This is a genomic window from Oribacterium sp. oral taxon 102 (assembly GCF_013394775.1).
Classification (GTDB): domain Bacteria; phylum Bacillota; class Clostridia; order Lachnospirales; family Lachnospiraceae; genus Oribacterium.
The window spans coordinates 601,216-620,227 of sequence record NZ_JABXYT010000001.1; the positions used below are offsets into that span (position 1 = coordinate 601,216).

16 protein-coding genes, 1 tRNA gene and 1 pseudogene are annotated in these 19,012 nt (G+C 54.5%); 15 read left to right on the forward strand and 3 right to left on the reverse strand.

The window, feature by feature from the left end:
- Positions 1 to 9: 9 nt before the first annotated feature.
- Genes HW273_RS02770 through HW273_RS02780 form a run of 3 tightly spaced genes read left to right on the forward strand, consistent with a single transcriptional unit; the run spans position 10 to position 3,941 of the window.
- Complete coding sequence (locus tag HW273_RS02770) at positions 10 to 1,086, forward strand: glycosyltransferase family 2 protein (RefSeq protein ID WP_179010332.1); 1,077 nt, start codon at positions 10 to 12, stop codon at positions 1,084 to 1,086.
- 4 nt (positions 1,087 to 1,090) lie between these two features.
- Complete coding sequence (locus HW273_RS02775) at positions 1,091 to 2,629, forward strand: flippase (protein ID WP_179010333.1); 1,539 nt, start codon at positions 1,091 to 1,093, stop codon at positions 2,627 to 2,629.
- Positions 2,616 to 3,941 (forward strand): hypothetical protein, encoded by a 1,326-nt coding sequence (locus tag HW273_RS02780; RefSeq protein ID WP_179010334.1) that lies wholly within the window; start codon positions 2,616 to 2,618, stop codon positions 3,939 to 3,941. The genes HW273_RS02775 and HW273_RS02780 overlap by 14 nt, the downstream gene beginning before the upstream one ends.
- A 113-nt stretch (positions 3,942 to 4,054) precedes the next feature.
- Here HW273_RS02780 and HW273_RS02785 read toward each other — a convergent pair whose 3' ends face one another.
- Positions 4,055 to 4,501 carry a flavodoxin domain-containing protein gene (locus tag HW273_RS02785; protein WP_179010335.1) on the reverse strand — a complete coding sequence of 149 codons (447 nt, stop codon included), beginning with the start codon at positions 4,499 to 4,501 and terminating at the stop codon, positions 4,055 to 4,057.
- Positions 4,502 to 4,776: 275 nt separating this feature from the next.
- On the opposite strand from HW273_RS02785, the gene HW273_RS02790 reads away from it, so the two are divergent.
- Positions 4,777 to 4,848: transfer RNA gene (locus tag HW273_RS02790), tRNA-Gln, on the forward strand.
- A 150-nt stretch (positions 4,849 to 4,998) separates the two neighbouring features.
- Here HW273_RS02790 and murI read toward each other — a convergent pair.
- Positions 4,999 to 5,805, reverse strand: coding sequence for a glutamate racemase (murI, locus tag HW273_RS02795; RefSeq protein ID WP_179010336.1), 807 nt, complete (start codon positions 5,803 to 5,805; stop codon positions 4,999 to 5,001).
- 334 nt (positions 5,806 to 6,139) lie between these two features.
- Here murI and hprK point away from each other — a divergent pair, with 334 nt between their 5' ends.
- From hprK to lysS, 11 genes and pseudogenes are all read left to right on the forward strand, one after another.
- Entirely contained in the window at positions 6,140 to 7,111 is a 972-nt protein-coding gene (gene hprK, locus HW273_RS02800; RefSeq protein ID WP_330603902.1) for an HPr(Ser) kinase/phosphatase, read from the forward strand.
- 308 nt (positions 7,112 to 7,419) lie between these two features.
- Complete coding sequence (gene murB, locus HW273_RS02805; protein WP_179010337.1) at positions 7,420 to 8,289, forward strand: UDP-N-acetylmuramate dehydrogenase; 870 nt, start codon at positions 7,420 to 7,422, stop codon at positions 8,287 to 8,289.
- 11 nt (positions 8,290 to 8,300) lie between these two features.
- Positions 8,301 to 9,137, forward strand: a complete 837-nt coding sequence (gene rapZ, locus HW273_RS02810) for an RNase adapter RapZ (RefSeq protein ID WP_207718961.1) — start codon at positions 8,301 to 8,303, stop codon at positions 9,135 to 9,137.
- 74 nt (positions 9,138 to 9,211) lie between these two features.
- Positions 9,212 to 9,832 carry a DNA-binding protein WhiA gene (gene whiA / locus HW273_RS02815; RefSeq protein WP_243206728.1) on the forward strand — a complete coding sequence of 207 codons (621 nt, stop codon included), beginning with the start codon at positions 9,212 to 9,214 and terminating at the stop codon, positions 9,830 to 9,832.
- A gap of 34 nt (positions 9,833 to 9,866) precedes the next feature.
- Complete coding sequence (locus HW273_RS02820) at positions 9,867 to 10,130, forward strand: HPr family phosphocarrier protein (RefSeq protein ID WP_179010340.1); 264 nt, start codon at positions 9,867 to 9,869, stop codon at positions 10,128 to 10,130.
- A 307-nt stretch (positions 10,131 to 10,437) separates the two neighbouring features.
- The gene (locus HW273_RS02825; RefSeq protein ID WP_179010341.1) at positions 10,438 to 13,917 is read left to right on the forward strand and encodes a DNA polymerase III subunit alpha; all 3,480 of its coding nucleotides are present in this window, start codon (positions 10,438 to 10,440) and stop codon (positions 13,915 to 13,917) included.
- Between the two features lie 79 nt (positions 13,918 to 13,996).
- Entirely contained in the window at positions 13,997 to 14,974 is a 978-nt protein-coding gene (gene pfkA, locus HW273_RS02830) for a 6-phosphofructokinase (RefSeq protein ID WP_179010342.1), read from the forward strand.
- 125 nt (positions 14,975 to 15,099) lie between these two features.
- Positions 15,100 to 15,471 (forward strand): DUF6145 family protein, encoded by a 372-nt coding sequence (locus tag HW273_RS02835; RefSeq protein ID WP_179010343.1) that lies wholly within the window; start codon positions 15,100 to 15,102, stop codon positions 15,469 to 15,471.
- Positions 15,468 to 16,475, forward strand: a complete 1,008-nt coding sequence (gene dusB, locus HW273_RS02840) for a tRNA dihydrouridine synthase DusB (protein ID WP_279287545.1) — start codon at positions 15,468 to 15,470, stop codon at positions 16,473 to 16,475. The genes HW273_RS02835 and dusB overlap by 4 nt, the downstream gene beginning before the upstream one ends.
- Positions 16,476 to 16,602: 127 nt before the next feature.
- A complete protein-coding gene (gene greA, locus HW273_RS02845; RefSeq protein WP_179010344.1) occupies positions 16,603 to 17,085 on the forward strand; it encodes a transcription elongation factor GreA in 483 nt (160 codons plus the stop codon).
- Positions 17,086 to 17,139: 54 nt separating this feature from the next.
- Positions 17,140 to 18,648: pseudogene (lysS, locus tag HW273_RS02850) on the forward strand (lysine--tRNA ligase); the annotation flags it as partial.
- Between the two features lie 39 nt (positions 18,649 to 18,687).
- Here lysS and HW273_RS02855 read toward each other — a convergent pair.
- Positions 18,688 to 18,900: a hypothetical protein gene (locus HW273_RS02855; RefSeq protein ID WP_179010346.1), complete on the reverse strand. Its 213-nt coding sequence runs from the start codon at positions 18,898 to 18,900 to the stop codon at positions 18,688 to 18,690.
- Positions 18,901 to 19,012: the final 112 nt, after the last annotated feature.

Here is a 19,012-nt window from a genome sequence, read left to right on the forward strand (position 1 = left end):
GGTGGGGAAATGGAGAAAAAAGAGAAGCATCTGACAGTTACCGTACCGGCGTACAATGCGGAGGCATATCTGGAAAAGAATGTATGTTCTATGCTGGGGGCGGCGCATTACCTCGGCGGCAAAGAACTTTCTTCGCTTTTGGAGATACTGATCGTAGATGATGGATCTACAGATGGAACGCCGCAGCTCGCAGACGCGCTTTGCGAACGGTTCCCGGGCATTATCCGGGTAATTCATAAGGAAAATGGAGGGCACGGCTCCGGCATCAATACGGGGATTCAATCTGCGCTGGGAACATACTTCAAGGTGATCGATGCAGACGATTGGGTGGATCCGGAGGGCTTTGCCAACCTTCTGATGCGGCTGGACGAGACGGATGCAGATATTGTATACAGTAATTTTTACTGGGCGAGGGAGACAGGGACGCCTGAGACGTTTCACTTAAAGGCGGAGCTTAGGGAGCCATTTTCCGGTGCTCGCTACGGGGTGAAGTATCGCTTTTCAGAGATATGCGAAGGCTTATATATTAAGATGCATTCCATGACGATACGCACGGAGCTTCTGCGGGCACAGAATCGAAGCATCGACGAGCATTGCTTTTATGTAGATACGGAATTTGTCCTGTTCCCGATTCCACTGGTGAGGACGATTCTCTTTCTGGATCGCTATGTCTATATGTATCGTCTGGGGCGAAGCGGGCAGAGTATGAGCCCGGAGCGGATGCAGAGGAATGAGGAACAGTTCGAGAGAGTGCTGCATCGGCTTCTGGACTTTTATACAGAGTGTGGGAGAGAAGTCCGGAGCAATGCCATGGAGCCGGAGAAGCTGCATTATATAGCGAATTTTCTCGCCCGAGTTTATGCAGGGTGGGTCAAGATCCTATTGAGCTATCCGGCTTCCAAAGGAAAAAAACAGAAGCTGCAGAGCAGGGAGCGGGAGCTGCGGCGTGATTATCCGGAAATCTATCATTCTAATGGGAATCGTGCGGTAGAGCTGCTTCGGAGGAGCGGATATTTACTGTATCCTCTGGCATCAGGGACATTGCGGCTGAAAAATCGGATTGCGTCGATAGGGCGGCATGGATAGGGCAATGAAAAATTCTCTGAAATGGAATCTGATTATGAATCTGCTGCTGGCAGCTTCCATGCTTTTATTTCCGATCCTGCTGTTTCCCTATGCTGCAAGAGTGCTTCAGCCGGAGAACATCGGGAGGGTAAGCTTCGCGGAGAGTGTGATTGCCTACTTTCTGCTGCTGTCGCAGCTGGGGATTCCGACCTATGGGGTTCGGGAAATTTCAAGGGCGAGAGAGGATCGGCAGGAGTCTGCACGAATCGCAGGAGAGCTGTTTGGCTTAAATCTGCTCATGGCGGCGATATCCTTCATGCTGCTCCTTGCAGGCACCTGCTTTATCCCGCGGTTTCGGGAAGATCGCGCTTTATTTTTGATAACAGGAGCAGGCCTGTTTCTGAATGCGCTTGGAATGGAGTGGCTCTATAGGGGGCGGGAACTGTATGTGCCGATTGCGGTGCGCTCCTTTTCGGTAAAGGCGGTATGCTTCGTTCTGGTGTTTCTGTCTGTCAGAGATACTACGGCAGTTTTGCGTTTTGCCTGCCTTTATATGACAGCGATCTACGGTGCGGGGATTCTGAATTTTATCGGTGCGAGGAAGTATCTTGGCACTGGGGAGCCGATACATAAGCTGAATATATCCCGGCATTTTCCGGCGGTGTTTGTTTTCTTTGCGATGGCTTGTGCGACCACGGTATATACGCATCTGGACGCAGTGATGCTCGGATTCATTTCCGGGAATATGGAGCTCGGATTCTACAATGCCGCAATCAAAATCAAGGTTCTGCTGGTATCGCTTGTCACCTCCATAGGTACGGTTTTGCTCCCGAGAATTACGATGAGCTTGAAAAAGGGGGATCTGGCAGTCTGCCATAGGCTGGTTGATACGACAAGACGATTTGTCTGGGACTTTTCCGTTCCGATGACCGTTTTTTTCATCCTTTTTGCAAGACCGACGCTGCAGCTGCTGTCCGGTGAGCGCTTTCTTCCGGCGGTCCCGGCTATGCGATGGATTCTGCTGACGCTGCTTCCGATTGGAATGAGTAATCTGATAGGAATAGAGATATTGGTTCCCTTGGGACGAGAAAAGGCAGTGTTGATCGCAGAGCTGATCGGCGCCGGCGTGGATCTAAGCATGAACCTCATTCTGATTCCGCAGTATGGAGCTGCGGGAGCTGCGGTTGGTACTGTGGCTGCGGAGCTTGCGGTACTTCTTTTCCAGCTATGGACGCTTCACAGGATAGCGTTGAATTCCTGGCAGAATTCCAATAGGAGCGATGCACTTGCACGCATGCTTGGGCTTTGGGAATGGGATAACATCGGAAGAGTTGTCATAACGGCAATATTGAGCGTGCTGCTCACAGGCAGGTTGTTTGAAAATCTGCTGTTGAAAAGCGAGGAAATTTCTATTGTCTCTCTGACGGTGGGGCTGTTTGGGGCATTTTTGCTTTTTACGGCACTTTATTTGCTGGGGCTCCTGCTTTTACGAGAGAAGCTGCTGATGCAGTGCCTTGAGTGGATGAAGACAGGAGGGAAAGAGGGGGCAAATGGGAAAAAATGAAGAAAAACCTGATACGATAGACCGCGCAGGCATAGGAAGGGCCTTCGCCTCCGTAAATGAGCGAATAGAGCTATGGCTTGCGCAATACCGGCACGGGATAAATGCTGTATTTTACCTGAGCTTTGCACTGTATTCCTGCCTTGCATTTTATAAAACGACAATGTTTGTCTATATCGTATCAGATAGAGTGAATAAGCTTGTTCTCTATGCGATGGCAGGGCTGCTGGGACTTGCCTGTATGGAATTTGCCGTGGAGTGGATTCTGAGCAGGGATCGAGATTACAGGTGGAAGACGGCAGTGCTTTTTTTGATGATACTGCTTCAGATCGTTTTCGGCCACATGCTCAGCAGCGTGGTGATTTTCGTGTTTGCGTTGGCGGCAAGCGGGAAATCCTTAAAGAAAATTCTCTGGATATACATTGCGGTCGGCACGCTGGGAATGATACTGGCTTATCAGGCGTCTGTGCATGGGATCATAGAGTATCTGACCTTCGAAAATGGGACAAAGCATGCGTTTGGGATACAATACAGTACGGACTGTGCGGCGCATATCTTTTATCTGATGATGGCATACTGTATACTGAAGAGCTGTTACAGCTGGCGCCTCGCGGCGCTGGATCTCCTCCTGCTTGGGACAGGTACCCTGTTTAATTATCGCTATATCGGCGCGAGGTCGAACCTTGTATGTATGCTGCTGCTGATAATTCTGACATTGCTCTATGACTTTGGCATATTGGGCTCTGGGCAGGAAGTGCTTCCCGGAGCCGGTCATGAAACGGGAACGTATGATAAGGAGGGCGGAAAAGGGAAAATTACGTTTTCGGCACTTATAAAGCGGCTGTCCTATCTGATCGGGATTCTTGCCTGCCCCGGTTTGCTTCTGCTTTGTCAGCTTGCTGCCTTTTTTTACAGGGAGGAGATGACGGCGTCCTGGGGAAGTGCATTGCGGACAATGAAGGCGCGGCTCTCCATGAACCATGAGGCAATGCAGAATTATCCTGTATTCACGCTCTGGGGAAATGCGATCAGGGAGCGCGGCGCGGGAGGTGTGGTGGATGAGAGCATTCCCTACTTTTATCTGGATTCCTCCTACATTCGCTTTCCGATGCTGATTGGCTGGGTCATGACACTCTCCTTCCTTCTGTTGATGCTGGGGATTGTGAAGCGGGCGTATAAAAAAGGAAACATATATTTGATCCTGATTTTCGCCGTTGCGGCGGTATCCGGGGTCATGGAGCATCATTTGTGCGAGTTTTCTTATAATTTTCTGCTGATGCTGGCGTTCTGCAGCAGTTCAGGCAGGGCTTTATAATTGATACGGCGAAGGGGAATTCCGTATGAAAATGGCAATCGCAGAGGTTCAGACGGCGAAGCATCTCCGCCTTGCCTTTCTCTAATATTTCAAAGCGCTCCTCGGCATGAGGGTTACTGCAGTCCCTTGTAAAATGTAACTGCCGCTTGAAGCTCCTCCGTATTCGGGTGTCCTTTCCGGATGCCTCCCAGCAGCTTGAATGGACCAAAGGTATCAAAACCGAAGCATCCATAGCTTCCGAGGAGCTGCGCGTTCTTCTCCCTGGCAGCTTCCGTAATCGCACTGGTAAATTTTTTGCCGCTTCCCATTCCCGAGGAATAGAGGAAAAAAACCGGCTTCCCTTCCGGCAGATTTTCTCGCAGAAATCTGATCAAGGGTTTCGCAAAGCTGCTGTAATAGATGCCGGAGGCAAAGCCGATTCGTTCAAAGTCGGACAAATCTACGGTTTCCCGTTTTGTCACATCAATGAGCTCTGCCTCTGGATCCGCTGTCTGAATGGCATCCAGCAGCTTCTTTGTGTTTCCGTGATGCTTCGAATAAAAGCAGATTGCTGTTTTCATAATGTGTCCTTCCTTGCATTGCATATTCATAAATGATTTCCTTTATTATTGTCTGCACTATTATCATACAGCATGTGATTGATTTATCTCATAATGAAATCCTCCTGTTCATGATGTGAAGCCTTCAAGGAAGTGAAAACGAGGGGCATGCGGAATTTATACAGTGCTGATGTCAGCGTCTCAGGCATCTTTTTTGATTGTATGAGCAAAAACCTGTTGACAAAGGAAATGAAGTTTTGTATTATATGGAAGTCGCTTAAAAGCGGCAGGTATTTAGGGCTATCGCCAAACGGTAAGGCAACGGACTCTGACTCCGTCATTTCAAGGTTCGAATCCTTGTAGCCCTGTTTTTGAGAGAGACCGGTTCTTTGAATTCGGTCTCTTTTTCTGTATAAGTCAGCAGCACGAAGGCTGCGAAGCAGCGAGATGACGAATAGGCTTATACAGTACGCGGTGTCGGCACCTCTGTTATGAGGACTTACACTTACGAATTTGCTTTATTCGATTGGAAGCTGCAGCAGGCGCTCCATAAGTGCAGTACTGCCGCTGCTGGAGAAGAGCGCTATACTGCCGGGGGCGGCAGTTTCACGAAGCAGTTTCCGCTCCGCGAGACGATGCAGCGTCTCGCGGGCGGTGCCGCGGGCACCGTCGAAGAACGCTACGGGATAGCCGATGCATTCCCGGAGCTGCTGCCGGATGAAGGGAAAGTGTGTGCAGCCGAGGACAATGCTGTCGAGCTTCAGCGCGGGTGGCGTAGTGTCGTCAATGGAGCGGTAGGGGGACAGGATATCCCGGAGGTAGTCTCGGAGTGCGTCGCTCTGCTCCTGCCCTGCTTCGACAAAGCGCACGATTTTCGGCGCGGGAAGCAGGCGATAGTCCGCATCCTCATGATAGCGGCTGAGAAGATGGTGCAGTCGCTCCCCTCTGATTGTTGCGGGAGTCGCCATGACGAGAACGCATGGCTTCGCGCCGTTCCTTATCGCGAGGGCAGCAGGCTTTATCGCCGGTTCCATGCCGATGAGGATCATCTCCGGATATTTTTTTCGCAGGTAGTCCGCGGCAGCGGAGGTTGCGGTATTGCAGGCGATAATGACCGCCTTCGCGCCGCGTTCCCGCAGAAAGCGAAGAGAATGGTCGGCGAGCTCCCTGATCTGCGCTGGACTTTTTTCACCATAGGGGGCGTTTTGGCTGTCTCCGAAAAACAGGAAATTTTCCTTCGGGAGCGTTTCCCGGAGCGCACGAAGGACGCTGATGCCGCCGACGCCGGAATCGAATACACCGATCGGCGAATTTTCTGTAATCATAAGATTCCCCCAATTATCCGCATGATTGCTTACCACGGATTGCTCCGTGCTTTGCGCTTTTGCAATCCTGTGCAGAATTCGATAGGAACGAGTCATTGCTTCCTACGGATTGCTTCGCACTTCGTGCTTTCGCAATCCTGCCTCAATTCGGATTTCCGTGCCGCTTTGCGTCACTTCCTCCTCATTGAGGGGCGGCTCAGAAGGTCATATCTCCGCGCCCGGGAGAGCATGGCGTGTCGATATGACTTCCTGAGCCTGTAAGCAATTATACCACCCCAACTATTTTATTGCAATTTCAGGTGGGTTTCCTTATACTTATCATGACACGGTAGAAGTGAACGTTTACGGAGGTGCGGCGGTGAAGGGTGCAGAGAGGATAAGCGTGACGGAGCTGATTCGGAAGGAGAGTCTCCGGAACCTGACGCCGGAGATCAATACGGATGAGGCATATATGACGATCCCGGATGTGAACCGGCCGGCATTGCAGTTGACCGGATTTTTCGACCAGTTTGATTCCGAGCGGGTGCAGATCATCGGGAATGTGGAGACAGCGTATTTGATGACGATGGACAAGCCGCAGCGGAGGGCGCGCTATGCAGAGATCACGAAGTATCCGATTCCGTGCATCATCTATGCGAGAGGGATCGAGCCGGATTCCTGCATGGTCAGCGCCTGCAAGGAGGCCGGTATCCCGCTTCTGTCCAGTCTGAGACCTACGACGGAGCTGGAGGGCGAGATCATTCGCTGGCTGAAGGTCAGGATGGCGCCGATGATAACGGTACACGGCGTGCTGGTTGATGTCTACGGCGAGGGCGTGCTGATTATGGGCGACAGCGGGATCGGGAAGTCTGAGGCGGCGCTGGAGCTCATCAAGAGGGGGCACCGGCTCGTCTCGGATGATGTCGTGGAGCTTCGCAGGGTTTCGGACGAATCACTGGTGGGAACTGCGCCCGATATTACGAAAAACTTCATTGAGCTTCGGGGAATCGGCATTATCGATATCAAGCAGATGTTCGGCGTCGAGAGTGTGAAGGACACCCAGACCATTAACATGGTCATCAAGCTGGAGGAGTGGGAAAAGGATAAGGACTATGACCGGCTGGGGCTGAAGGACAACTACACAGAATTTCTTGGCAATCGGGTCATCAGCTACGATATACCGATCCGCCCGGGACGGAATGTTGCGATTATTGTGGAGTGTGCGGCGGTCAACAACCGCGCCAAGAAGATGGGCTATAACGCGGCGCAGGTGCTCTATGATCGTGTGACCGCCAATATGAATGCCGGAGGGGACAGAAAAGTCTGAGCGCTCCGGTATCAGCAGGGCGATTGCTTCCCTACAGCCCCCGATTGAAGATCGGGGGAGCCACGCGGTTTATCGCAGGGCTTGACCCTGCGATGCCTCTCTGGCGAAGAGCTTAGAGCGGTTCAAAGCAATCGCTTGCGATTACTTCCCTACAGCCCCTGATCGAAGATCGGGGGAGCCACGCGGCTTAGAGCGGTTCAAAGCAATCGCTTGCGATTGCTTCCCTGTTAGCGATGCGGAAGCTTCGGAGAAGCGAAGCACGGCACTTATAGGATTGGCGATACCGAAGCCATTTGGTATGTGGATTTATGCAGATCAAAGAAAATGAGTATTTAAGGGAGCACACGACCTTTCGTGTGGGAGGGCCGGCGCCGCGCTATTATATACCGGAGAGCATAGAGGAGCTCATAGAGCTGCTGCGGGAGCACAGGGAGAGCGGCGTTCCGTTTCGCATCCTCGGAAATGGAAGTAATCTCCTCGTCTCCGATGCGGGTGTCGATTTCGATGTCATTGAGATTCGGGGCAGATTGGAGGGGGTAGAGCTGCTGGATGCGGAGCGGGTGCGGGCGCTTGCGGGGACGCAGCTTGCCAGAGCGGCACGCTTCGCGCAGCAGCAGGGACTCGAGGGAATGGAGGCGCTGCATGGCATCCCCGGAACGGTGGGCGGCGCGCTGGTGATGAATGCCGGTGCCTACGGCACAGAAATCCGGGATGTGCTGGAGAGCTGTGAGGTGCTTACGAGAACCGGAGAGCGGCTGCGGCTCTCGCCGGAGGAGCTGGCGCTTTCCTACCGGCATTCCTGCATCGAGGAGAAGGGCTATACGGTGCTTTCGGCGACCTTCCGGCTTCGGCATGGAGCGGCGGCGGAGATCGCGGGGCGGATGCAGGACTACCGGACACGGCGTATGGAGAAGCAGCCGCTTAATCTCGCCTCGGCAGGCTCTACCTTTCGCCGCCCGGAGGGACAGTTTGCCGGGAAGCTGATCGAGGAGGCGGGGCTCCGCGGCTTCTCTCTCGGAGGCGCGCAGGTTTCGGAGAAGCACTGCGGCTTTATTGTGAACCGTGGGGCGGCGAGTGCGGCAGAGCTGTACGCGCTGATTTCGGAGGTGATCCGCAGAGTGGAGGCGCATTCCTCTGTCGTATTGAAGCCGGAGGTGAAGATGTGGGGAAGCTTCTGATCGTAAGCGGGATGAGCGGCGCAGGCAAGACCGTCGCGCTGAAGGCTCTGGAGGATATGGGCTATTACTGCGTGGACAATCTCCCGATCCTTCTGATCGATAAATTTGCAGAGCTGATTCTCGAGGGAAATGAAAGCATCGAGAGGGCGGCGCTTGGCATCGATATCCGCTCCGGAGGGGAGCTTCCGGCGCTGAAGGAGATCTTCGACAACTGGGATATCCGCGGCAGGATATCATATGAGATTCTCTTTCTGGATGCCAATGACGAGACGCTCCTGAAACGTTATAAGGAGACCCGTCGCGCACACCCGCTCAGCAGGGACGGGCGGATAGAGACGGGAATCCATGCAGAGCGGCAGGAGCTGATATGGCTCCGGGAGCGGGCGGACATTATCATTGACAGCTCCCGTCTGCTCACGAGGGAGCTTCGCAGCCAGCTTCGGGAGATCTTTCTGAAGAACCGTGAATATGAGAATCTGCAGGTGACGATCCTGTCCTTCGGCTTCAAGTATGGGATTCCGGAGGACGCGGATCTGCTCTTTGATGTACGTTTCCTGCCGAATCCCTATTACCTTCCGGAGCTTCGCGAACATACCGGAAAGGAAGCAGAGATCCGGAGCTATGTCTGTCAGGGCGGTGTCGCAGCGGAGTTTCTGGAGCATCTGCATGGGATGCTTCGATTTCTGATTCCGCATTATATCGCAGAGGGCAAGAACCAGCTTGTCATCGGGATCGGCTGTACCGGCGGCAGGCATCGTTCCGTCACGGTCTCTGAGCTTCTGTATGAGAGGCTCCGGCAGGAGGCGGACTATGGGCTTCGGATCGACCACAGAGACATTGAGAGGTAGGAATGTCATTTTCGAGAAGAGTCAAGGATGAACTTTTGAAAAAGGGCTTTACAGTCTCTGGAAAAACATATAATATGGGTGACAATGAGACCCTTTTCGAGGAGACGCGGCAGAGCCTGCGGGAGCGCTTCCTGCACTGCGGCTCGGTGACGGATCCGAGTAAGGATTATCATCTCGAGTTCATCTGCCGGGACAACGTGGAGCTTGAGAGGCTTTCTTCAGAGCTTCAGATTTTCTCTCTGCATCCGAAGACGACGAAGAGGGGAAAGCATCTTCTGGTCTATCTGAAGGATGGGGAGGAAATCTCGGACGTACTGAATATCATCGGCGCGCATGACGCGCTGATGGAGTTTGAGAATGTCCGTATCCTGAAGGAGGTCAGCGAGAACGTCAACCGCAGAGTGAATTTCGAGACGGCGAATATCCACCGGACAGTGCGGGCAAGTCTCAGGCAGCTTGAGGATATCCGGCTGATTCGGGACCGGATAGGCCTGGGGAAGCTGGAGGAAGGGCTTCGTGAGATCGCGGAGGCGCGGCTCGAGAGGGAGGACGCTTCTCTGGAGGAGCTCGCGGCGTCATTGCGCCCCCCGATCGGGAAGAGCGGGGCGAACCATCGGATGCGGAAGCTTGCACAGATTGCTGCGGAGCTCAGAGAGGGGGCTATGCCGACGGATCACAGCAGGGAGGAGAAATAAGGCGGGACAGGCTTTTCTTTAAAGGAGAGGGATTATGAAAAATGTAAATGTGACAGTGAATCTTCCGAAGAAGACGGATGACCATCCGGTAGCGATGCTCGTGCAGATTGCCAGCAGATACAATTCCAGAATTTATATGGCGGAGGGCAGCCGCAGGGTCAATGCCAAGTCGATCATGGGAATGATGGCGCTCGGCGTGAGCAATGGAGTAGAGCTCGTCGTGTCCGCAGAGGGGGAAGACGAGGATGCCGCGGTGCAGGCGCTTTCCGCCTATCTCACCGGTACACAGGCTTCCTGACGCAGCATCCTTTGACAAAAGAGACCCTTCGCGGAAGGGGCTGTGAAAAAACGAAGACCAGAAACCATATATCGTGCGGTGCGTTTGGGATACGAGCTGCGATATGTGGCGGGAGCTTCCTGTTTTTTCACAGCCCCTTTCCTGCATGAGTTCTCCGCTCGGCGGCAGAGCGGAACAGGGGTCTTGCTCTTTAGAGAAGCGCTGATGAATTCAGGGAGGCTGTGTGTCCATGGTACGTGCGTCATGAATGAATCAGAGCTTCCTTAACTAAACTGCCATCATTTTGCGGAGGAAAGGAGTTTACAGCATGGGCTTCGCACACCTTCATGTACATACGAGCTACAGTCTTCTGGACGGCTCTGGGAAAATTCCGGAGATGATCGCCCGCACGAAGGAGCTGGGGATGGACGCGATCGCGATCACGGATCATGGCGTCATGTATGGCGTGATCGACTTTTATAAGGAAGCGAAGGCGCAGGGGATTCACCCGGTGCTCGGCTGCGAAATCTACCTGACACCGGGCTCCCGCTTCGACAAGGAGTCGGTGCGGAATGAGGACAGATACTACCATCTGGTGCTGCTCGCGGAGAACAATACAGGCTATCAGAACCTGATGAAACTGGTATCGAAGGGCTTCACCGAGGGCTTCTACTATAAGCCGCGTGTGGACATGGATCTGCTGCGGGAGTGTCATGAGGGGCTCATCGCGCTTTCCGCCTGTCTCGCGGGAGAGGTGGCGAAGAATCTGACGAGAGATCTTTATGATGAGGCAAAGGCAGCAGCGAACCGCTATCTCGCGGTCTTCGGGGAGGGGAATTTCTTTCTGGAGCTGCAGGATCATGGCTATCCGGACCAGAAGAAGGTCAATGCGGGGCTGCTCCGGCTGCATGAGGAGACCGGCATTCCGCTGGTAGCGACCAATGACATTCACTATACCAATGCCGCGGATGCGGAGGCGCACGACATTCTGCTCTGTCTGCAGACAGGGAAACGAATCATGGATCAGGACAGAATGCGCTATCCCGGAGGACAGTTCTATATCAAGTCCGAGGAGGAAATGCGGGCACTCTTTCCCTATGTGCCGGAGGCGCTGGAGAATACCGAGGCGATTGCGAAGCGCTGCAGGGTGGAGATCGAATTCGGACATTATCACCTGCCGAAGTATCAGGTTCCGGAGGGCTATGATGCCTTTTCTTATCTTTCAGAGCTCTGTGAGGAGGGGATGAACCGGCATTATGGTGCGGGGAAGGAACAGTATCGAGATCGTCTCCGCTATGAGCTGGAGACGATCCGCTCTATGGGCTTCGTGGATTACTTCCTGATCGTCTGGGATTATATCCACTTCGCGAAGACCCATGGCATCGCGGTCGGTCCGGGCAGAGGCTCTGCGGCAGGCTCCATCGTCGCATACTGCATCGGCATTACGGATATCGACCCGATGCGCTATCAGCTCCTCTTCGAGCGCTTTCTGAACCCGGAGAGAGTCACCATGCCCGATATCGACGTGGACTTCGAGTATGAGAGGCGGCAGGAGGTCATTGACTATGTGACGGAAAAGTACGGGAAGGAGCAGGTCTGCCAGATCGTGACCTTCGGTACGCTTGCCGCCAAGGGGGTGATCCGGGATGTCGGAAGGGTGCTGGATATCCCCTATGCAAAGTGCGACAGCATTTCGAAGATGATCCCGAATGAGTTGGGAATGACGCTGGACAAGGCAATAGCGGCGAATCCGGAGCTTCGCAGTCAGTTTGAGAAGGATGAAGAGACGAAGCGCATCATCACCATGGCGAAGCGGCTGGAGGGACTGCCGCGTCATACCTCTATGCATGCGGCGGGGGTCGTGATCGCCGGAAAGCCGGTGGAGGAATATATTCCGCTCTCTCGCGGTGCAGACGGCGCTGTCACCACGCAGTTCACGATGACGACGGTGGAGGAGCTCGGACTTCTGAAGATGGACTTCCTCGGGCTCCGCACCCTGACAGTTATCAAGGATGCGGTTCGCTTCGCGGAGGAGGGACATGGCGTCCGGATTGACTTCGATGCGATGGACTATGATGACCCGAGGGTTTACGAGATGCTTTCGAGCGGCGACTGCGCCGGTGTGTTCCAGCTCGAGTCGCAGGGCATGGTCAGCTTTATGAAGCGGCTGAAGCCCGGGAGTCTGGAGGATGTCATCGCGGGCGTCTCCCTCTATCGTCCGGGACCGATGGATTTCATTCCGAAGTATATCGAGGGCAAGAAGCATCCGGAGCAGATCCGCTACGAGTGCCCGGAGATCGAGCCGATTCTGGCCACGACCTACGGCTGTATCGTGTATCAGGAGCAGGTCATGCAGATCGTCCGGGATCTCGCAGGCTATTCTATGGGACGCTCGGATCTCGTACGCCGCGCCATGTCCAAAAAGAAAACTCAGGTCATGGAGAAGGAACGGCAGAACTTTGTTTACGGTAACCGGGAGGAGGGCATTCCCGGCTGTATCGCGCGGGGGATTTCGGAGACAGTGGCGAATCATATCTATGACGAAATGATCGACTTCGCGAAGTATGCCTTCAATAAGTCCCATGCGGCATGCTATGCGGTCGTCGCCTATCAGACCGCTTACCTCCGCTGCTATTATCCGGCGGAATTCTTCGCGGCGCTGATGAGCTCCTTCATGGACAATATCACGAAGACCGCGGAATATATCGAGATCGCCCGGGATATGGGGATAGAGCTTCTGCCGCCGGACGTCAATGCAGCGGAGAGCGGCTTCTCCGTGCGGGATGGGAAGATCCGTTACGGGCTGAGTGCGGTAAAGGGCGTGGGGAGGAGCGCGGCAGAGCAGCTCCTGCAGGAGAGACGCAGCCTTCCCTTCAAGGATTATGAGGATTTCGTAGCCCGCATGAGCGCGCGGGGGATGAACAAGCGTGCGATGGAGTCCTTTATCGGTGCGGGCGCGATGGACAGTCTGCCTGGGAACCGGCATGAGAAGCTGACGGCGCTGGACAGTATCCTTAATCAGCAGGCGAGAGCGCGGAAGGACAGCTTCGCCGGGCAGATGTCTCTCGCGGATCTTCTTGGAGAGGAGGACAGGGATGCGCAGGAGTTTCGTCTGACCATGCCGAAGCTTCCGGAGCTTCCGAAGGGAGAGCTTCTGCAGCTTGAAAAGGAGGCGCTCGGCATTTATCTCTCCGGGCATCCCTTGGATGCAGACAGAGAGCTCCTGAGGGCATGCGTGACGGCGACAACTGCGGATTTCCGGCTGGATTCGGAGACGAACCGCTGTCAGTTGCAGGACGGGCAGCGGGTGACGGTGGGAGGGATTCTCACGGAGATCCGGCTGAAGATCACGCGAAAAAATGAACAGATGGCATTTCTGATGCTGGAGGATCGGCAGGGTACGATCGAGGTTACGGTCTTCCCGCGAAGCTATGAGGGGATGCGGCAGGAGCTTCGGCAGGATCGCCGTATGCTGATCCGCGGACGCGTGCAGCAAAGCGATGAGCAGGATGCGAAGCTGATCTTCGAGGGCGGCATTCCGTTTTCGGAGGTTCCGCGGGAGCTCTGGCTGCAGTTTGGCAACAGGGAGGAATTCAGGGGAAAGGAGCCTGCGCTTTCCGCGCTTCTCGCGAAGCATCCCGGCAGCGCGCAGGTCTGCATTTACCTTCGGAACGAAAAGGCGGTCAAGAAGCTCGGGAATGCAGAGCGGGTTGAGGCAAGCGGGGAATGCCTCGCGGAGCTTGGAACGTTACTTAGTGAAAAAAATATCAAAGTTGTCTTCAAAGTATTGAAAAAAGAGCAAAGATGAATTAGAATTAGCTCCGAAAGTTTAAGGGGATTTCGCATCCGGGCTTTCAAACGGAGCAGGAACACGGGAGGAGAAAACTATGGCCGCAAAAGCTGTGAAAACAATTGGCATCTTGACATCGGGAGGAGACGCTCCGGGGATGAACGCAGCGATCCGAAGCGTTGTCAGAACAGCGATTCATAACGGGCTCCAGGTAAAGGGAGTCATGCGCGGCTATGCGGGTCTGCTGGAGGAGGAGATCGTGGACATGAACACCACCTCTGTGTCTGATATCATCAGCCGGGGCGGTACTGTATTGTACACGGCGCGGTGCAGGGAGTTTACAACGCCGGAGGGACAGCAGAAGGGCGCGGAGATCTGCCGGCAGCACGGAATCGACGGCATGGTCATCATCGGCGGCGACGGCTCCTTCAAGGGTGCAGGGAAGCTCTCCGGGTTGGGCATCAACACGATCGGCGTGCCGGGGACAATCGACCTTGATATTGCCTGCACCGACTATACGATCGGCTTCGATACCTCTATCAACACTGCGATGCAGGCGATCGACAAGATCCGGGACACCTCTACCTCTCACGAACGCTGTTCGATCATTGAGGTTATGGGACGGCGCGCGGGCTATATTGCGCTTTGGTGCGGTGTCGCGAACGGTGCGGAGGAGATCCTGCTTCCGGAGCGCTATGACGGCGACGAGCAGGCGATCATCAACCGCATCATCGAGTCCAGAAAGCGCGGCAAGAAGCATTATATCATCATCAACGCGGAGGGAATCGGACATTCCTCCTCCATGGCGAAGCGGATTGAGGCGGCGACGGGGATCGAAACGAGGGCGACCATTCTCGGGCATATGCAGCGCGGCGGCTCGCCAACCTGTAAGGATCGCTATTATGCTTCCATCATGGGGGCGCGGGCGGTAGAGCTGCTGCTGGCGGGCAAATCCAACCGCCTTGTGGCATACAAGCACGGCGAGTTCGTGGATTACGACATCAAGGAAGCGCTCGCCATGACGAAGGACATACCGGAGGATCAGTTCCGCATTGCCGATATGCTGGTACGCTGACGGATGAGGGAGAGAAAACCGACTCGCAGGAGCCGGTTTCTTTCTTTCCTGTTTCCTCTGATCGGGGTGTAAACTGTCATCTGAAGCGGCGCTCAGGATGTCAGGCTGCGGGGAAGGGAGAAGAGATGGAAAATGAGAAGAATGTACTCTGCGCGGCGAATTCCTATATCGAGAAGTTTTATCTGAATGAAGAATTCCGAAAGCTGCCGGAGGAGGTGCAGAAGACCCTGCAGATCCTCTGTGTGGAATATACGGAGGAGGTCGGCGGCATCCTGCTGCTTCGTTTCGATGAGGAGGGACATTTGCAGCTCGAAACAATCACGGAGGATGGAGACTATCTCTATGACGAAATCGGGGCAGAGCTGAAAATCCGAAGTATTGAGAAGAGGTACGGGGAACTTTTTGAGAAGCTGGAGCTCTATTATGAGGGGTTGCAGAGTATCCGGCGTGCAGAGAGGGCGAGCAGAAAAACGCTGCGGCAGGGAGAGGGAGTTTGAGAAGAGAAGTGACAATCGGGACGCTCAGGCTGAAAAGCAATCTGCTTCTCGCGCCGATGGCGGGGGTGACGGATCTGCCTTTCCGTCTGCTCTGCGAGGAGCAGGGGATTGGGCTTGCCTGCACAGAGATGGTCAGTGCGAAGGCGATTCTCTACGGCAACCGAAATACAGAGGAGCTGCTCCGGAGGGCACCGGGAGAGGAGCCGCTGGCGGTACAGCTCTTCGGCTCCGAGCCGGAGCTCATGGGGGAGATCGCCGCGCAGCTCGAAGAGCGTTTCTCACTGATCGATGTTAATATGGGCTGTCCGGTTCCGAAGATCGTTCGGAACGGGGAGGGCTCTGCCCTGATGCAGGAGCCTGCACGCGCCTATGAGATCCTTCGCATGATGGTCCGCAGATGCCGGAAGCCGGTCACCGTGAAATTCCGCGCCGGCTTCGATGCCGCACATCGTAATGCCGCAGAATTTGCGAGGATGGCGGAGAATGCCGGCGTGTCGGCGATTACCGTGCATGGCAGAACCAGAGAGCAGTTTTATCATGGGAAGGCGGATTGGAATATCCTCCGCGAAGTGAAGCAGGCGGTTCACATTCCGGTATTCGGGAACGGCGACGTTTTCTGCCCGGAGGATGCGAAGCGGATGCTGGAGGAAACCGGTGTGGATGGCATTGCCCTCGCGCGGGGCGTGAAGGGAAATCCATGGCTGATCGGCAGGACGCTTCATTATCTGGATACCGGAGAGCTCCTGCCGGAGCCGACGCTTCCGGAGAAGCTTTCTGTGATCCGGCGCCATATCGCTCTGATGGTGGAGTACAAGGGAGAGCATACCGCAGCGCTGGAGATGCGGAAGCACCTTTCCTGGTACACCGTCGGAATGCCGAATTCTTCTATATTAAGAGATCGCGTAAACCATGCGGCATCGACGGAAGAGCTGTACGCGCTCTGTTCTCTCTTAGAGGGGGCTTCGCAGGAAGACAAAAGAGGCAGAGCACCGTCAATGGATTGACAAAGCGCTGTAAAGTGTTTAAAATGACAATTTAGTGCAGCAGGGGTATCTGCCTTGCTACGTAGAACGTAAGAGAAAACGGCTCCTGGAGTTCCAGAAGCCGCATTTCCGTATGAAAGAGGTAAATATGGCTGAGGGCAAGAAAAATCTCCTGACGAGAGCAGGACTGAACAAATATGAGGCAGAGCTCCATGATCTCAAGGTGAATCGCCGGCAGGAGATCGCACAGAAGATCAAGGAGGCGAGGGAGCAGGGAGACCTTTCCGAGAATGCGGAGTATGATGCCGCGAAGGATGAGCAGCGGGAGATCGAGGAGCGGATCGTATACCTGGAATCTCTCCTGAAGAACGCAGAGGTTGTGGATGACGCGGAGGAGGGGACGATCAACCTCGGCTGCGATGTCCGTCTTCTGGACGTGGAATATGATGAGGAGGTAGAGTACAGGATCGTCGGCTCTACAGAGGCGAATTCTCTGAAGGGGCTGATCTCCAACGAGTCTCCGGTCGGGCAGGCGCTGCTCCATCACAGAGAGGGCGACACGGTCACAGTGGAGACACAGGCGGGAAACGTGCAGTACAAGGTGCTTTCCGTCACTCGCTCCGAGGCATGACGGGAGAAAAAAGAGCGGCGGCGTGTACTGCCGCGGGGAAATAAAGGGGTAAAGATGGCAGAGAACGAGAATAAGGAAGTACAGGCGACGAAGCCGGCGGACATGAACCATATTCTGCAGGCGCGTCGTGATAAGCTTGCGGAGCTTCAGGCAGAGGGCAGAGATCCGTTTGAGATCACGAAGTATGCGCAGACACAGCATTCTGAGGAGATCAAGGCAGACTTTGCGCAATTCGAGAATCGACACGTTTCAATTGCAGGGCGCATCATGTCGAAGCGTGTGATGGGGAAGGCGAGCTTCATGCACATCCAGGACCGGCAGGGCAGAATCCAGTCCTATGTGACGAGAGATTCCCTTGGCGAGGAGGAGTACAGGCGCTTTAAGAAGCTCGATCTCGGGGACATCGTGGGGGTAGAGGGTTACGTCTTTATGACGAAGATGGGGGAGATCTCCGTTCATGCGGAGAAGGTCACTCTGCTCTCGAAGTCTCTTTATCCGCTGCCGGAGAAGTTTCACGGACTTCAGGATACGGATACCAGATACCGCCAGCGCTATGTGGATCTCGTTATGAATGAGGACTCGAAGAGGGTGCTGATGAAGCGCTCCGAGATCATCCGGGAGATCCGGAACTTCCTCGCGGCGCGCGATTTCATGGAGGTAGAGACTCCGATGCTGGTGGACAATGCCGGCGGCGCCGCAGCACGCCCGTTCGAGACGCATTACAATGCACTGAATGAGGATGTGAAGCTTCGCATCTCTCTGGAGCTTTACCTGAAGCGGTTGATTATCGGCGGCCTGGAGAGAGTCTTCGAGATCGGACGCGTTTTCAGAAACGAGGGCGTAGACACTCGCCACAATCCGGAGTTTACACTGATGGAGCTCTATCAGGCCTACACGGACTACGAGGGGATGATGGAGCTCACGGAGTCTATGTTCCGCTACCTTGCCGAGAAGGTCTGCGGTACAACGAAGATCAGCTATCAGGGGACCGAGATCGACCTCGGGCAGCCGTTCCGCCGTCTGAGCATGACCGATGCGATCAGAGAGCAATGCGGCATTGACTTCAATCAGGTGCGGGATCTTGAGGAGGCACGCAGGCTCGCGCAGGAGAATCACATCGAATTCGAGGCGCATCATAAGGCTGGTGACATCGAAAATCTTTTCTTCGAGGAATTCTGCGAGGAGAAGATGATCCAGCCGACCTTCATCATGGATCATCCGGTCGAGATCTCGCCGCTGACGAAGAGGAAGCCCTCCGATCCGTCGAAGGTGGAGCGTTTCGAGCTCTATATCTATGGCAGAGAGATGTGTAATGCCTACTCCGAGCTGAACGATCCGATCGATCAGAGAGGCCGCTTCGCGATGCAGGATGCACTTGCGGAGGCTGGAGACGAGGAGGCAAATCACACTGACGAGGACTTCCTGCATGCAATGGAGATCGGTATGCCGCCGACGGGCGGCATCGGTTATGGCATCGACCGATTGGTGATGCTGCTGACCGACAGCCCGGCGATCCGGGATGTGCTGTTGTTCCCGACAATGAAGACCAAAGACGAAAAAAACGCTTAAAACAAAGGGTTTCTGATGTGCAAACGCACCAATTTACCAACGATTTACCAACAGTTTGACAGAAGCACGTACCAGTAAAGCAGGATATTGACCTGTGATGAAGGCGCTCCGTTCGGGGCGCCTTTTTTTGTTGGCAAAATCCGGCTTGGAATCGTTTAGAGCTTTGGGAACGGCAAAAGAGGTGATGCGCAGTTCCGGTTTTTTGAAAATTGCATCATTCATCGGCCGGATGGAGCCGTTTGGCAAAATCCTTTCCGCTGACGTGTAAGGTACTGCGGGAGGAACTGCGGCGCGGCTGATATACTTCCAAGTCAAGAATGCCCGACGGGATTCGCGCATTCTTCAACCCGCAGGGAAA

What these genes read in the sequence shown, in the direction of transcription:
- HW273_RS02780 (WP_179010334.1), top strand. Translation starts at nt 2,616, where the DNA reads ATGGGAAAAAATGAAGAAAAACCTGATACGATAGACCGCGCAGGCATA.
- HW273_RS02835 (WP_179010343.1), top strand. Translation starts at nt 15,100, where the DNA reads ATGGAAAATGAGAAGAATGTACTCTGCGCGGCGAATTCCTATATCGAG.
- HW273_RS02825 (WP_179010341.1), top strand. Translation starts at nt 10,438, where the DNA reads ATGGGCTTCGCACACCTTCATGTACATACGAGCTACAGTCTTCTGGAC.
- murB (WP_179010337.1), top strand. Translation starts at nt 7,420, where the DNA reads ATGCAGATCAAAGAAAATGAGTATTTAAGGGAGCACACGACCTTTCGT.
- HW273_RS02775 (WP_179010333.1), top strand. Translation starts at nt 1,091, where the DNA reads ATGAAAAATTCTCTGAAATGGAATCTGATTATGAATCTGCTGCTGGCA.
- HW273_RS02770 (WP_179010332.1), top strand. Translation starts at nt 10, where the DNA reads ATGGAGAAAAAAGAGAAGCATCTGACAGTTACCGTACCGGCGTACAAT.
- rapZ (WP_207718961.1), top strand. Translation starts at nt 8,301, where the DNA reads ATGAGCGGCGCAGGCAAGACCGTCGCGCTGAAGGCTCTGGAGGATATG.
- whiA (WP_243206728.1), top strand. Translation starts at nt 9,212, where the DNA reads ATGGGTGACAATGAGACCCTTTTCGAGGAGACGCGGCAGAGCCTGCGG.
- murI (WP_179010336.1), bottom strand. Translation starts at nt 5,805, where the DNA reads ATGATTACAGAAAATTCGCCGATCGGTGTATTCGATTCCGGCGTCGGC.
- pfkA (WP_179010342.1), top strand. Translation starts at nt 13,997, where the DNA reads ATGGCCGCAAAAGCTGTGAAAACAATTGGCATCTTGACATCGGGAGGA.
- greA (WP_179010344.1), top strand. Translation starts at nt 16,603, where the DNA reads ATGGCTGAGGGCAAGAAAAATCTCCTGACGAGAGCAGGACTGAACAAA.
- HW273_RS02785 (WP_179010335.1), bottom strand. Translation starts at nt 4,501, where the DNA reads ATGAAAACAGCAATCTGCTTTTATTCGAAGCATCACGGAAACACAAAG.
- HW273_RS02820 (WP_179010340.1), top strand. Translation starts at nt 9,867, where the DNA reads ATGAAAAATGTAAATGTGACAGTGAATCTTCCGAAGAAGACGGATGAC.